Source organism: Lentzea sp. JNUCC 0626 (genome assembly GCF_043632865.1).
GTDB lineage: Bacteria > Actinomycetota > Actinomycetes > Mycobacteriales > Pseudonocardiaceae > Lentzea.
On the sequence record NZ_CP171635.1, the window covers coordinates 1,114,357 to 1,128,305 of the forward strand.

Below are 13,949 nucleotides of genomic sequence, written 5' to 3' on the forward strand. Positions count from 1 at the left end.
AATCACGTCACGCCACAAAACAGTGACAGACGGTCAGAAATCGGGCGTCAGTTTTCCGGGCGGCAACACGTGGAACCGTTTCCACCGCCGGTGGCCGACACGACGGCGTCGAGCACGACGTCGACGTTGGCCGGGGCAGCGGAAACGCTCGGAGCTGCGGCGATGACGCCCGCGGAGAGGACGACACCGGTCAGCGCGGCGATCCGCATGCCGATCTTCTTGGTGGTGGCGCGAACCGAGGCGGACTGGTCGTGGGTCTCCGGCAGTCTCATTGCTTCTCCTGTTGGTGAGTAACGGTTTCCAGCTGTCCCCGGTGATCCGGGGAAGATCAGTTGCCTGCTTCGAGGAGCAGGACGGACGGCGTGCGCTCCGGGAAACCCAGGCGCAGCAGGCCGATTCCGAGCCCGGCGAGTCCGGTGAGGAGTCCCGGGGTGGGCACGCGGTCGGGGGTGACGCAGCGGGGACCGTCGCGGCGCAACGTCGCGAGCACCTCACCCGTACGGCGGTGCCTGCGTGCGGCGGACCAGCCGCTGACCGACACGTCCGCATGGCCGAGTTCCCCATGGCACAAGGACAAGTCGTCGTCCGTCCATTTGGAAGCATCGTGCTGACACCACTGGACGGGCCCGGCGGGACCGTCCAGGTGGCGATCGGCCAGTTCACGTGCGTCGGAGCAGCCGATTTCCGCGTCCAGCGCGCGCATCGCCGCCGCCAGGCCGTGTTCCGGTTCGAACTCCGCCGCGGCACTTGCCAACCGAACGGTCGTGCGGGCCCACCGCGCGACCTCGTCGTCGTTGGTCAGCTTGGCGATCCTGGCGAGCCCGTAACCGATTCCGGCGAAGCCCGTGAGACCGCCGGAACCGACCGCGGCGATCAGGTCGTCGTTGCCCTTGAGCGCGGCGAGCAGGTCGGGGATCGCGTTCAGCGCGCGGCGGGCGACGTCGGTGTAGCGGGTGACCTCGCTGATCTGGCCCAGCTGCGCGAGGAACAACGCGACGCCGGTGTAGCCGTGCGCGAGTCCGGCGCCCATCGGGAGCACGAGCCAGCGCGTGTCGCCGACGGGTTCGAGGCCGATCCAGTTGACGCGGTCGGTGCCGTAGCTGGTGGTCACGATCCGGTCGGCGATCGCGCAGGCCGCGGACAGCACCTCGTCGGTGCCGACGGCGTGCGGCTGCACGGGTCCGGGACCGGTGCCGGTGGCCGCCACGCGCCGGGTGGCGAGCGACGCGGCGATCACCCACTCCTGGTCGTCCCGGTCGAACTCGTCGAACGCGGCCAGGCACGCGAGCGCGTCCTCCAGGCCGGAGGTGGCGAGGACGGCGTCGAGGCTTCCGTTGGCGGACTGCAGGTCGCGGCCGTCTGCCCTGGTCGTGAAGAGCGGGACGTCGCCCGCGTCGAGCTCCGCTGCCTCGAGTTCGGCCAGGCCGGGCAGGGTCGTGGTGGCGCACGCCGTGGTGAACGCGTCGTGCCGGATTTTCGGCTGGCGCAGGAACTCCGGGCCGCGGGCGGCGGCGAGGAGGTCCGCGTACTGGGCCGTCGGCCTCGGCACGATCCGCACCGGCACCGACGCGCAGCCGGCGAGCAGGGCCGCGAACTCCGCGCTGTGGAAGGAGATCGCGTCGTAGGTCTGGCGGAACCCGGTCGTGATCGCGTCGGCGTGGTCGGCGGCCTCGACCGGTTCGCCCTGCCACGTGGGACGGTTGGTCGCCCCGGTCGTGATCTCCGGCCGTTGGGTCGCGCGCATCCGGTCGGTGCCGGCGTCGAGCCATTCCGTCGTAGCGCTGGAAGTTTCTTGGTTCGCGTCGCCGCCGACGCCGGAGATGTCGACCAGTCCGTGGCGTCCGGCCAGCGCGGGCAGCAGTCCCGTGCGGGCGACCGACCGGCTGAGCGCGACGACGGCGGGATCGGGCCGTTCGCCGGGCAGCTGGGCCTGGAAGAGGGTCTCCACGTCGATCAGCAGCGGCTGGTCGGCGCGGGTGATCACGTTCTGGTGGTGCATGTCGGTGGCGCGCACCAGGTGCAGCACGGCGAGCAGGCCGCCGAGGCGCAGGAAGTAGGCGGTGGCGTCCTCGGTGGGCAGCGGCGCCGGTTCGACGTGCTCGGTCCAGCCGTAGCCGTCGGACGGCACCGCCTTCACGGTCGCGAGGCCCAGGTCGACGAGGTCGTTGACGAGCTCGACGACGTGCGCGAGTGCCAGGTGCGCGTCCACGCCGCGTGGCTTGTAGACGAGCCGTTGGCCGTCTTTGAGTTCCGCGACCGTGGTGGACCGTCCGCCGCGGTGCCGGTCTCCGCCGGGGTGGGCGGCGGTGAGCGGGGACTTCGTGTTGAGGAGCGTGCCGGTCAGCCGGTCCTGGTCCTCGGCGTAGCGGGTGGCGAGTTCGGTGACGACCTCGACGGCGGTGTCGCGTTCGCGGTCCAGGTCGTTCGTGAGCACGGGGTAGCCGGCCAGGTGGTCTCTCGTGAGGAAGTCCAGGAACCGTGCGTGCTCGTCGGCGCCTTTCAGGTCCGTTGCCTGGGCGAGTTCGTGCACGAGGACCGGCGTCGCGATGCGGGCGAGCCGCGTGCTGAGGCGTGCGGCGCTGGTGGCCGTGAGTGCGTTCGCGTCGACGGCGTGGTCGGGCAGCGAGGCCAGGTTGGCGTGCAGGCGGGCACTCGCCGCGCTCACCCACGGGGCCACGACGTGCGCGAACACGTCCGTGGGAGCGGGTGTGGCGCGGCAGGCGATCTCCATGACACGAAGCGTGCCAGGGCGCTACCGGCGGGTCATGCGTGGAGAACACCACCATTGCGTCGTGCCTGCGCACAGGCCACTACGCATGCTCACCCATGCCGCTCGCAGATCGCTTGAGCCGGTGGGTGCCGTGCCGGTGCTCCTGGTGGTCCCGAACTGCGGTTTTCGAATGGTGGTAGCCGCCACGGATGAGGTTTTCGCTGGTAGACGGGAGATTTCTCTCGGGCCGCAACGGGGCCTGAAACACCAGAGAGAACCACTACACGGAGGTGCATTCCGATGGAGAAGATCGTCGACGCGACCGACCTGCTGACCATGGGCTTCGAGGACGACGCGCTGCTGATGGAGGACAACTCCCTCTGCACCGTCTGCTCCTGGACCTCGAGCCAGAACTGACCGGAGCTCCGGTGATGCGGTGGGCCGCCGTCGTGCGGCCCACCGCAAGTCCCTCTTCAGGCAGGTGAGTTCTCATGCGACGACGCGTGGCCCCGGACCCGATCCGGCGCGAGGCGGGCAGGCTGGCCGCCCACTGCGCCGACACCTACACCGTGCGCGCCGAGCCGTACTGGTGGCACTTCGACCCGGTCGCGGACGTCCCGGCCCGCCGGCAGGGCTGGAAGATCCACGTGAGCGCCGCTCCGGCCGACGCCGCCGAGGTCCTGCGCCGAGTGGCCGCCGTCGTCACCCCGCTGTCGCTGCGCTGGAAGGCCGCGCGCTCGCTCGACAAGCTGATGAACCTGAGCGCGCCCCCGTCGCCGTTGACGCAGTCGGGCAAGTTCATCACCATCTACCCCTCTTCTTCTTCGGACGTCGAGTCGCTGTGCACCGCTCTCGACGCGGTCACCTGCGAGTTCGACGCTCCTGTTGTTCCTTCCGACCGCCGCTTCCGGCCGCACAGCAACGTGTACCTGCGCTACGGGGCGTTCGTGGGGCAGAGCGTGTTCGATCCGGTGACGCAGAGCCTCACCTATGTGTTGGTCGACTCCGCTGGCCGTCGGGTGGAGGACCGGCGTGCGCCTGGGGTTGCGGCGCCTGACTGGATCGACGACGTGGTTTCTTCTTCGCCGCGTCCCTTTTTGGAACGCCCTGGGAGTGGGCTGTTCGGGCGCGAGATCGTCGTGCAGGGGGTGTTGCGGCAGTCGGTGAAGGGCGGGGTGTTCCGGGTGCTGCACCGGGGGGTGCCCGCGGTGCTGAAGGAAGCCCGGATCGGCACGACCCCCGATCGGCTTGGCCGGGATTCTCGTTCTGCGCTGCTGAACGAGTGGAAACTGCTTCGGGTGCTGTCCGGGTCCGGGCTCGCGCCGGAGCCGTTGGCGTTCTTCCACCAGGAGGACAACGCGTACCTCGTGCAGGAGTTCCTGCCGGGGCGGACGTTGCGGGCCCTGGTGGAGCGTTCGAACTACCGGTCGGTGCCGTCGGCGGAGTCGGTGACGGAGCTGGTGGCCGGGGTGCGGGGGCTGGTGGCGGCGGTCGAGGAGTTGGGGGTTCGGCTGCTGGACCTGACGCCCAACAACGTGATGGTGGACGGGTCGCGGTTCTACGTGATCGACCTGGAGCACGCCGCGCTGGTCGACTCGGCTGAGCCGCCTTTTGTGGCGCACACGCCGGGGTACGTGCCTGCCGATGCGCCTTGGGCTGGGGACACCGAGTACGCGTTGGCGGCGATTTCGCACTTCGTGATGACCGGGATTGATCCTTATCTCGGGCCTGGTGTGGACTACGCCGCGCATCTGCCGGGTGTGGTGGCGGCTTTCGCGCCTGCCGGAGTGGATGCGGAATCGATCCACCTTCGGCCCCTCCGGGGGGTGCGTGAGGCCCCCACTCCTATCGTCGCAGGCAGGTCTGACAGTGTCGGGAGCGCCGGGCTGGGCCTTGACGGCGCGAGCGGTGCCGATTCGACCGTCGAGGAAGCGGTCGAGGCCGGCGAAGAGCTCGTCCGCCTCGTCGAGTGGGACCGGCACCCCTGGCCGTGGCCTCAGCGGTGGGCGCCGGGTGCCATGCATCCCGCCTCCTTCATGGCGGGCACGGCCGGCATCGCGCGTTTCTACCTCGACCTCCACGAAGCCACCGGCGACAGCGCCTGGCTGAAGCACACCGACCAACTACTCACCTGGACCGTCGACACCAATCCGGTCGTGCCGGGGCAGACGCCGCCTGGGCTGTACTTCGGGCTCGGGGCGTTGCCGTGGCTCATGACCGACCTGGCGGCGGCAGGGCACGAGCCCGAGTTGTGGCGGCGCGAGGCCGTGCGGTTCGGACAAGAGCTCGACGCGGTTGAGGTCAAAGGGTGGGACATCACCCACGGGTGGGCCGGGGTCGGGTTGGCCAAGGTCGCGGTGCACAAGGCCACCGGGGAAGGGGCCGGGGACGTCGCGAAGGTCATCGCCAAGGTGCTGGGCGGGGTGTCCACGAAGGACGGTGGGCCTGCCTGGCCGAACAACGGGTCGGCCTTCTACGGGTTCGCGCACGGGAGTGCGGGGGTCGCGTACTTCCTGTTGCACGCCGGGCTCGCGGTGGACGATCCGGTGGCGATCGACCTCGCGGTGGCCACCGGGCGGGCGTTGCTGGGCAAGGCTCAACCGGCTGCGCAAGGGATCTCGTGGCCGCACAAGGCTGGGAGCGACACCGTGTGGTCGCACTGGTGCAACGGGGCCGCGGGGGTGGGGATCCTGTTGCAGGCGTTGGCCGAGCACACCGGAGATGCCGAGTTCGAGGACGCGGCCGTGCGTGCCGGGCGGGCGATCACCACGGCGAGGCCGTTCGGGAGTGCCTGCCGGTGTCACGGGCTGGCCGGGGACGGGGACTTCCTGCTCGATCTCGCGCGGAAGCACGAGGAGTTCCACGCTGGGGCCGTCCACATCGGACGCAAGTTGGACGCGTTGCGGTTCCGGGACGGGTTCGCGGTCAAGTGGGCCCCCGAGGGGCTCGGGGTGCCTCGGCCCGACTACATGCGCGGGTACACGGGTGTGCACGCGTTTCGGCTGAGGCTTGCCGGGCATGTGGCTCGGTCGCCGTTGACATTGCGAGTGGAGGAACGGCCGTGAACCTCACCGACGTACTGGTCCACGAGATGGTGGTGGACTGGGGTGGCAACCGCAAGGTCATCGCCCGGCAGGGCGGCGCGACGGTGTTCGAGTGCGTGGTGCGGCCGGCGCCGGGGATCACGTACGTCACCGAGTGCCTGCCGCAGCGGGACGATCCGGAGACGGTCGGGCACCTGGTGAGCGTGCTCGAGTACCTGCGCGGGCACGGGATGCGGGACGTCGTCGTGGTGCACCCCGAGTTCTGGGACGTCGGGGGGACCGGCTGCGGTCGGATCGTGCCCATGTGGCTGCGGCTCGACGTGGAGATGATCGCGTCGTTCGAACGGGCGTTGCCGGTGGGGCACCGGATCGAGTCCTGGAACGAGGTGGTGGGGGACGCGCACGACCGGCGGGTGTTCGACGAGGTGGCGTCCGGGCAGTACGGGCCGATGGTCGAGGAGGCCAGCCTCAGCGTCACGGCGGGGGGAGCGACGCGTGGCGCCATCGCCGTCACACTCGACCGGGGTGTGCCGTTGATCGGGCACCTCGCGGTCGAGCAGGCGCAGCGGGGTGCGGGGCTCGGCAAGACGTTGCTGGTGCGGAGCATGTTGGGGCTCGTGGCGGCCGGGTACGCGGACTGCCGGCTCAACGTCATGGCGGAGAACTTCACGGCTCGGCGGCTGTACCGGTCGATCGGGTTCGTGCAGGACCGCGCGACGCTCAAGGCGAGCCGGGTGACGTCATGAGCGTCACGGTGCTGTCGGTCGAGTCCGAGTGGATTCCCGGCGTGCTGGCGGACCTGCGGGCACGCCACGGGCAGGTGCGGTACTACCTGTCGGCGGGACGGCCGGTCTGGCTCACCCCCGACCAGGAAGAGACTGACCTGACCACGGCGTTGTTGCGGTGCCACGACGAACGTGAAGCGCGACTGCGCAAGGAAGTCGGCGAAGTGCGCGCGTGGCTGGCCGAGGGCGGCAAACGCGCGGTCGTCGTCGAGATGTTCGGGGCGCCCACGCACGACGACGTGCGGTTCCTGCAGGAGTGCCGGATGCGGCTGGTGCGCGGGGAAGCGCAGTCGGTCACGGTGCTCCGGCACGTCCGCGCGGTGCTGCCGGTGGAGGGCGACGAGATCCTGGCCATGCTCAAGCTCGCCGGGGGAGCGGTGCCGGAGCGCGAATTCCGTCAGTGGCAAGCGCAGCACGGTTGGGACGAGGCGCTCATCCGCGCCGTCACGTCCACAAGGGACGGTCAACGAACCTACGCCACGCCGGTCGCCCGGCCGTTGCCGATCACGCCGGAGCTCGCTGCCGAGGTGGCCACGACCTCGCAGGTGCCTCTGACGACGGCCGCGTTGATCGAGGATCCGGTGCTGGCGCTGAAGGCGTTCACGGCCGGATCGGCTGCCGAGGCCGCCGGGCGGGGACGAGTGCTGAGCCGGTACGCGGGCAACCTCTACCGGCGCGCACGCAAAACCGGCGCGATCCCGCACGCCACGGCCGCGGGCGCCTACCTCGCCGCGCTCGTCGCCGATCGCCGCCGGGTCTCCGGACCGCTGGCCGACATCGTGCTGCGCCAGGCCACCAGGTGGGAGGTCGCGCCGGACCAGCAGGCGATGCTGGCCTACAGCCTCGGCCAGTTGCTCGCCAAGGACCCGGACCCGGCGCAACGAGCCTCGGCGGCGCGGTGCTTCGCGCACGCCAGGGAACTCGACGTACCGCGCGCGCAGATCGCCGCCTCGTTCAACGGCGCCGCGCTCGCCCTCTACCGCGACCGCGATCTCGCCGGAGCCGTCACGACCATGCGCGCCGCGCTGGAGCAGGTGGAAGGCCAGGACGTCGTCGCCGACCAGCAGGTGCAGCTGCTCACCAACCTCGCGAAACTGCGCCGGGGCACGCCGGAGGCCGTCGGGCTGTACCGGCGGGCCTGGACGATCGCGGACGACGTCGCCAACGGCACCTACGTCGCCGTCGACCTCGTGCGGGTGCTGCTGGAGGCGGGGGAGCGGGAGGAGGCGGAAGCCGTCGCCACCCGGCTGCTGGAGCTGTTCGACCGCGCCAGGGACACGAGCCAGGCCAACGAAAAGGCCGTGTCGGCTGTGTGTTTCCGGCTTGCCGACCAGCACCTCGCGGACGGCGCCACGGCCGAGGCGGGACGCTGGTACCTCGCCGGGATCAGCCGAATGCGCCGCGGCGCGCCCGACGTGGTCGACGCCGCCATGCGCAACCTCGGCGAGCAGCCGGCCGCGCTGCTCGAACTCCGTGCCGCGCACGCCCTCGTCGCCGACGACCTGCTGGCGTTGCGAGGGTTGCTGGCCGGTGCGGCATGACCGCGCTCTCACCCGGCCGCGACCTGCTCGCCCTGACCAGGCCCGGTGAGCTGGGCGTGGTCGAGGTGGCGCCGGACGGCACCGCCGACCTCGCCACGACGCACTGGATCGCCGCCGGCGACTGGCACCTCGCGGGCTGGGCCGCTCCGCACCTGGTCGCGTTGCGCCGCCGCGGCGAACTCGGCCTCCTCGACACCGGCCACCGGATGCTGACCTCGACGCATCCGGTGGTCGGACGCACCCTCCGCTACGACGGCGAGGAAGCACTGCTCGCCGTCGTGCGCGACGGCCGCCCGATGCTGTGCGCGCACCGACCGGCTGATGGCGGCTACCGGCTGATCGAGGGCACCGAAGGCGTGCGGTCCGTCGCGACGTGGGACCGCGACAGCCTCGTCTTCACGCACGACCGGGGCGTGACGATGATCCGGCACGGCGAGCGGACCGACCTCGACGCGGTCTCGGCCGCCGGCGACGGCCCGGTCCTCGCGGTGACGGGCGCAGGGGACGTGCCGGGCGTCCTGGACCTCACCACCGGACGAACCCGCTGGTACGAGCCGGGCAGCAAGGCCGTCGCCGTGTCGCCGTCCGGGTTGCTCCTCACGCTCACCTGGGCCGACCACCGGTACGTCTACCGCGTGCTCGACGCGGACGGGCACGCGGTCGGCGCCCCCGTGCCCGATCACGGCATCGCCACCGATCTCGTCTTCACCGCAGACGAACGTCATCTGCTCGGCCACCACCAGTCACCGGCCGCACCGCCCGCGCTCGTCCGCTGGAACATCCACAGTGGACGGATGACGCCGCTCGAAGGCCAGCCACGTGAGGAGATCGCCGTCCGCTGGCGGCACCGCGAGTCGAAGCAGTCCCCTGAGTGGGTCTACGAACCGGAACACGGCCACGGCGGCACGGTCCTGCACCTGCACGGCGGCCCGCGCAGCCAGCTCCGGCAGATCCACGAACCCGTGATCGCGGCCTTCGTCGCGGCGGGCTGGACCGTCATCGGCATGAACTACCCCGGCAGCTCCGGCTACGGCGACGAGTTCCGCGACCAGGTCGTCGGCGACTGGGGCGGTGCCGACGTCGAGGCCGTCGTCGCACGCCTCCGCGACCTCAAAGACGACCTCAACGGCGACGGACCGGTGTGCCTGTACGGCCAGAGCTACGGCGCTTACCTGGCGCTGCTCGCCGCTGACCCGACGCTCGTGGACACCGTCGCGGTGTGGGCCCCGGTCACCGACGTCGAGAAGCTCCTGGAGTCCGCGACGGGCCTGCACCGCCAGTGGCTCGGCACCGAACTCGGCGTCCTCGCCGCTGACCGGGAAGAACTGGCCAGGCGCAGCCCTATCACCCGCCCGTGCACCGCGCCGAGGCTGCTCATCGGGCACAGCGCGGGCGACGACCGGGTCCCGGTCGAGCAGTCGCGGACCTTCGTCGAACGCCACGGGGCGATGCGGTACGTGGAGCAACAGGGCAACGGCCACGAACCGGCGGACATGACGGCGTGGGCCACCGCCGTCGTGGCGCACCTCGGCGAACTCGTACGGCAGGAGGTACCGGCGTGAAGACGTTGCTGTGGCAGGCGGGACGGGGCCGGTTCGTCCTCTTCTGCGTGCTGGCGGTGCTGCAGGGGCTCGCCCCGGCCGCCGCCATCGCCGCGTCGGGCGTGCTCGTCGCCGGCCTCCCGGACGACCCGGAGCAGGCCACCCTCGGCCTCGTGCTGTTCGGCGCCGCCCTCCTCACCGGGACGGTGCTGTCGGCGATCCTCGACCACGAGGCCGCCGTGCTGGACGGCAGGTTCGCCCAGATCGTCCACGAGACGGTCGCGCACGCCGCCCTCCGCACCGAGGTCGCGCACCTGGTCGACGACAGGACCACGAAGGAACTCGGGGCGCTGGCGGAGTTCGAACGCGTCGACGGCTTCGTCGGCACCGTGAGCGCGCTCAAGGAACTGCTCAGGCAACGGGCCACCGGCATCGGCGCCACCGTGGTGCTGGCGACGTTCGCCTGGTGGGCGCCGATCGTGATGTTCCTCGGCTGGCGCGGTCTGAGCTTCGGCGTGCGGAAGTGGCTCGACCACGGCATGACCCTAGGCGCCCAGCAGGGCGAGACGGCGCTGCGCCGTGCCCGTTACCTGCGCGGCCTCGCCGTGGACAGTCCTGCAGCCAAGGAGGTCCGGGTGTTCGGTCTCGCGGGGTGGCTCGTGCCGCTCTACCGGGACTCGTACCTGAACGCTCTGAAGGTCGTCTGGCAGGGCCGCGAACTCGGCATGCGCACGGTGTTCGCCGCGACCGGCGGCGTGCTCACCGCGCACCTGATCGTCCTCACCGCTATCGCGCAGTCCACCACCTCACCGGCGGAAATCGTCGTCTACGCCCAGGCCGTGCTCAGCACGGGCGCGCTCGGGTACGTCTTCGGTGCCGAGATCCCGCTGGCCCGCGCCCGCAAGGTCGCCGAACTGGTCCGCTCCATCGCGCGCCGCCTGACCCCCGCACCTGCGGAACAACGCACGGCGGCCGACTCCATCCGGTTGACGAACGTCCACTTCGGATACGCCGGAAAGCCTGTGCTGAAGGGACTCGACCTCGAAGTCCCGAAGGGACAGTCGCTGGCGATCGTCGGCGAGAACGGCGCGGGCAAGAGCACGCTCGTGAATCTGCTGGCAGGCATCTACCGGCCGGACAGCGGCGCGGTCACCATGCCCGGCCGGGTCAGCGCGATCGTCCAGCGGTTCACCCGGTTCGAGCTCTCGCTCCGCGACAACATCGCGTTCGGCGAGCCAGGTGCCGAACAGGCGCTGGACCGTGCGGGCGGGCTGGGACTGCTCGAAGACCTCCCGCACGGCTGGGACACCGTCCTGTCGTCGTCGCATCCGCAGGGCCGCGACCTCTCCGGCGGTCAGTGGCAGAAGGTCGCGCTGGCCAGGGCGTTGCGGGCGGTCGACGCCGGTGCGGAGGTTCTGATCATGGACGAGCCGAGCGCCAACCTCGACGTCCTCGCCGAGGAGGAACTCTTCGCGCGCTTCAGCGAACTGGCCGGCGAGACCACCACGATCCTGGTGTCGCACCGGCTCGCGTCCGTCAAGCACGCCGACCGCATCATCGTGATCGCGGACGGCCGCGTCGCCGAGGACGGCACCCACGCCGAACTCATGGCAGCGCAAGGAAAGTACGCCGCCATGTACTCGTTGCAGGCGGAGAGGTTCGCGGAGGCCGGCCATGCGTGAGATCCGCCTGCTCGTCGCGACGGCCTGGCGGGCCGACCGCAGGCTCACCCTCGCGATGATCGCCGAGCCGTTCGGCAACACCCTCGTGCTGATGTCCGGGCTGTGGCTCGCGATGCTCACGAACGGCCTGATCCAGCACGACACCCGCCAGGTCGTCACCGGCGTCGCCGCGCTCGTGCTCGGCGCCGGGCTCGGCTGGCAGCTCGACCTGTCGGCGAGCCAGTGGCGGATGGTGCTGGGGGAGAAGGTCGCGCACGCGTTCGACACCGAGATCGCGCGGCTGTGCGCCGAACTGCCCACGCTCGACCACTTCGAACGCGCCGAGCACCAGGACCACCTCGAAATCCTGCGGCAGCGCCAGGGTCAGCTCGGCAACTCGATGAGCGCCCTCGCCATCACGGTCAAGGCGATCTGCGCGGGCCTCACCGTGCTGGTGCTGCTGGTCGTCGCCCACCCGGCGATGCTCGCGCTGGTGCTGCTGGCGTTGCCCGCCCTGCTGATCACGAAGGCCCAGCAGCGGTGGCGCACCACGGCCGAAGACGCCTCGGCGCTGGCCAGCCGCACCGCCCGCCACCTGCGCACCGCGGCACAGGACCGGGACGCCGCAGTCGAGGTCCGTCTCTTCGGCCTCGCCGACGACCTCGAACGCCGCATCGGCACGCTCTGGTCCACCCAGCGCCGCCCGATCGAACACGCCGAACGCAAGGTCGCGCTCGCCTCGCTCGCCCAGCAGGTCCTCTACGTCGCCGGCGTGATCACGGCCGTCGGATTCGTGCTGCACCAGGCACTCCAGGGCCGGGCCGCCCCCGGCGACGTGGTGCTGGCGATCTACCTCAGCCAGCAGGTCCAGACCGCGGTGATCTGGCCGATCCAGGCTGTCGCGGGGTTCGGCCGCACCCTGCACACCGTGCGCCGCTTCCGCTGGCTCCAAGAGCACGCCCGCGTCGCGTCCGGAACCCTGCCCGCGCCTGCGGAAATCGTCGGCGGCATCAAGCTGGAGAACGTGTCGTTCCGCTACCCCGGCACGGAGAAGTGGGTGCTGCGCAACGTCGACCTGACCATCCCGGCCGGGCGCGCGCTCGCGGTCGTCGGCGCGAACGGCGCCGGCAAGACCACCCTCGTCAAGCTCCTGACCAGGATGTACGAGCCCACCGAGGGCAGGATCACGGTCGACGGCGTGGACATCGCCGACCTGGACGTGCACGCGTGGCGAGAACGGCTCGCGGCGGCGTTCCAGGACTTCGCCCGCTTCGAGTTCACCGTCCAGCACGCGGTCGGCGTCGGCGACCTGCCCCACCTCGACGACCCGGCGCACGTTCGCGGCGCCATCACCAGGGCCGGTGCCGACGTGCTGGCGCAGGACGCCCAACTCGGCACGGCCTGGGGCGGCACCGACCTCTCCACCGGCCAGTGGCAACGGCTCGCGCTCGCCCGCGGCCTCGCCAGGACCACGCCGCTGGTGCGCTTCTTCGACGAACCGACCGCGTCGCTCGACGCGTTCACCGAGGACGCCCTGTTCGACAGCATGACCAGGGCCACCGACGGCGCGCACGGCATGATCACGGTCCTCGTCACGCACCGCTTCTCCACCGTCCGGTCCGCCGACCTGATCGTGGTGCTGGCGGACGGCGGCGTCGCGGAACTCGGGTCGCACCAGGAGCTTCTGGTTCGGGGCGGGCACTACGCGCGGCTCTACCGGTCGCAGGCGGACGCGTTCGCGGACTAATCTGCGTTGGATGGACGTCCGGCAGCTGCGCTACTTCCTCGCCGTCGTGGACCACGGCAGCGTGAACAAGGCCGCGGCCGCCCTGCACGTCGCGCAACCGTCGCTGTCCCAGGCGATCCGGGCACTCGAACGCGACCTCGGCATCGACCTGTTCCGCCGCGCGGGCCGCCGGCTGGTGCTCACCGACGCCGGGGAGGCGTTGATCGGCCCGGCCCGGCAGGTCGTGCGCGTGCTCGCCACGGCCCGCGCGAGCGTCGCGGAGGTCGCCGACCTGCGGGTCGGCCGGGTCGAGATCGCCGCGATGCCGTCGCAGTCGGTCGAACCGCTGGCGCGGATCATCAAGGCCGTCACCGAGAAGCACCCCGGCCTGTCGATCGCGGTGCGGTCGGCGTTCACCGCGCAGGACGTCGTCGACGAGGTCCGAAGTGGACGGACGGAACTCGGGTTGCTCGGTGCCGCCGAACCGCTGCGGGACGCGCGGGTGCGGGTGACGCCGCTGGGCAGGCAGCGGTTCGTACTGGTGTGCTCGCACGACGGGCCGTTCGCGCCGGACACCGTGGTGCGGCACGAGGACCTCGCCGGGCAGCGGTTGATCGTCGGCCAGCCCGGCACCGGCATGCGGCGGGTCGTGGACGAGATCAGCGCGACCGTCGAGGTCACGCGGGTGGTGGAGACCGAGCACCGGGAGGCGATCCTGCCGCTCGTGCTCGGTGGTGTCGGGATGGCCGTGCTCGCCGAGTCGTGGGCGCCGCTCGCCCGGCAGGCCGGGGCGTTGGTGCTGGACCTCGAACCCGCGCGATACCTGCACCTCGCGCTCGTCGCGGGCACCGGCGACCTCAGCCCGGCCGCGCACGCGTTCCTCGACGTCGCTCATAGCCAGAACCTCTAACCCTGCGTGGAGCCACGTCTTGGACGCGGCC

General features: G+C 71.2%; 9 protein-coding genes. 7 read left to right on the top strand and 2 right to left on the bottom strand.

What is annotated here, in order from left to right; genetic code table 11:
- Positions 1 to 47: 47 nt before the first annotated feature.
- Entirely contained in the window at positions 48 to 272 is a 225-nt protein-coding gene (locus JNUCC0626_RS05090) for a hypothetical protein (protein WP_285634219.1), read from the bottom strand.
- Between the two features lie 56 nt (positions 273 to 328).
- Positions 329 to 2,731 carry a type 2 lanthipeptide synthetase LanM family protein gene (locus tag JNUCC0626_RS05095; RefSeq protein WP_394618478.1) on the bottom strand — a complete coding sequence of 801 codons (2,403 nt, stop codon included), beginning with the start codon at positions 2,729 to 2,731 and terminating at the stop codon, positions 329 to 331.
- 470 nt (positions 2,732 to 3,201) lie between these two features.
- On the opposite strand from JNUCC0626_RS05095, the gene JNUCC0626_RS05100 reads away from it, so the two are divergent.
- The 7 genes from JNUCC0626_RS05100 to JNUCC0626_RS05130 are packed head-to-tail and all read left to right on the top strand — an operon-like array spanning position 3,202 to position 13,918.
- Positions 3,202 to 5,775 carry a lanthionine synthetase LanC family protein gene (locus JNUCC0626_RS05100; protein ID WP_394618479.1) on the top strand — a complete coding sequence of 858 codons (2,574 nt, stop codon included), beginning with the start codon at positions 3,202 to 3,204 and terminating at the stop codon, positions 5,773 to 5,775.
- Entirely contained in the window at positions 5,772 to 6,500 is a 729-nt protein-coding gene (locus tag JNUCC0626_RS05105; RefSeq protein WP_394618480.1) for a GNAT family N-acetyltransferase, read from the top strand. Before JNUCC0626_RS05100 ends, JNUCC0626_RS05105 begins: the two co-directional genes overlap by 4 nt.
- The gene (locus JNUCC0626_RS05110; RefSeq protein WP_394618481.1) at positions 6,497 to 8,080 is read left to right on the top strand and encodes a hypothetical protein; all 1,584 of its coding nucleotides are present in this window, start codon (positions 6,497 to 6,499) and stop codon (positions 8,078 to 8,080) included. The genes JNUCC0626_RS05105 and JNUCC0626_RS05110 overlap by 4 nt, the downstream gene beginning before the upstream one ends.
- On the top strand, positions 8,077 to 9,642 hold the full coding sequence (locus JNUCC0626_RS05115; protein ID WP_394618482.1) for an alpha/beta hydrolase family protein: 1,566 nt from the start codon (positions 8,077 to 8,079) through the stop codon (positions 9,640 to 9,642). Before JNUCC0626_RS05110 ends, JNUCC0626_RS05115 begins: the two co-directional genes overlap by 4 nt.
- On the top strand, positions 9,639 to 11,303 hold the full coding sequence (locus JNUCC0626_RS05120) for an ATP-binding cassette domain-containing protein (protein WP_394618483.1): 1,665 nt from the start codon (positions 9,639 to 9,641) through the stop codon (positions 11,301 to 11,303). The genes JNUCC0626_RS05115 and JNUCC0626_RS05120 overlap by 4 nt, the downstream gene beginning before the upstream one ends.
- Positions 11,296 to 13,029, top strand: coding sequence for an ABC transporter ATP-binding protein (locus JNUCC0626_RS05125; protein ID WP_394618484.1), 1,734 nt, complete (start codon positions 11,296 to 11,298; stop codon positions 13,027 to 13,029). The genes JNUCC0626_RS05120 and JNUCC0626_RS05125 overlap by 8 nt, the downstream gene beginning before the upstream one ends.
- A 10-nt stretch (positions 13,030 to 13,039) precedes the next feature.
- Positions 13,040 to 13,918, top strand: coding sequence for a LysR family transcriptional regulator (locus tag JNUCC0626_RS05130; protein WP_394618485.1), 879 nt, complete (start codon positions 13,040 to 13,042; stop codon positions 13,916 to 13,918).
- Positions 13,919 to 13,949: the final 31 nt, after the last annotated feature.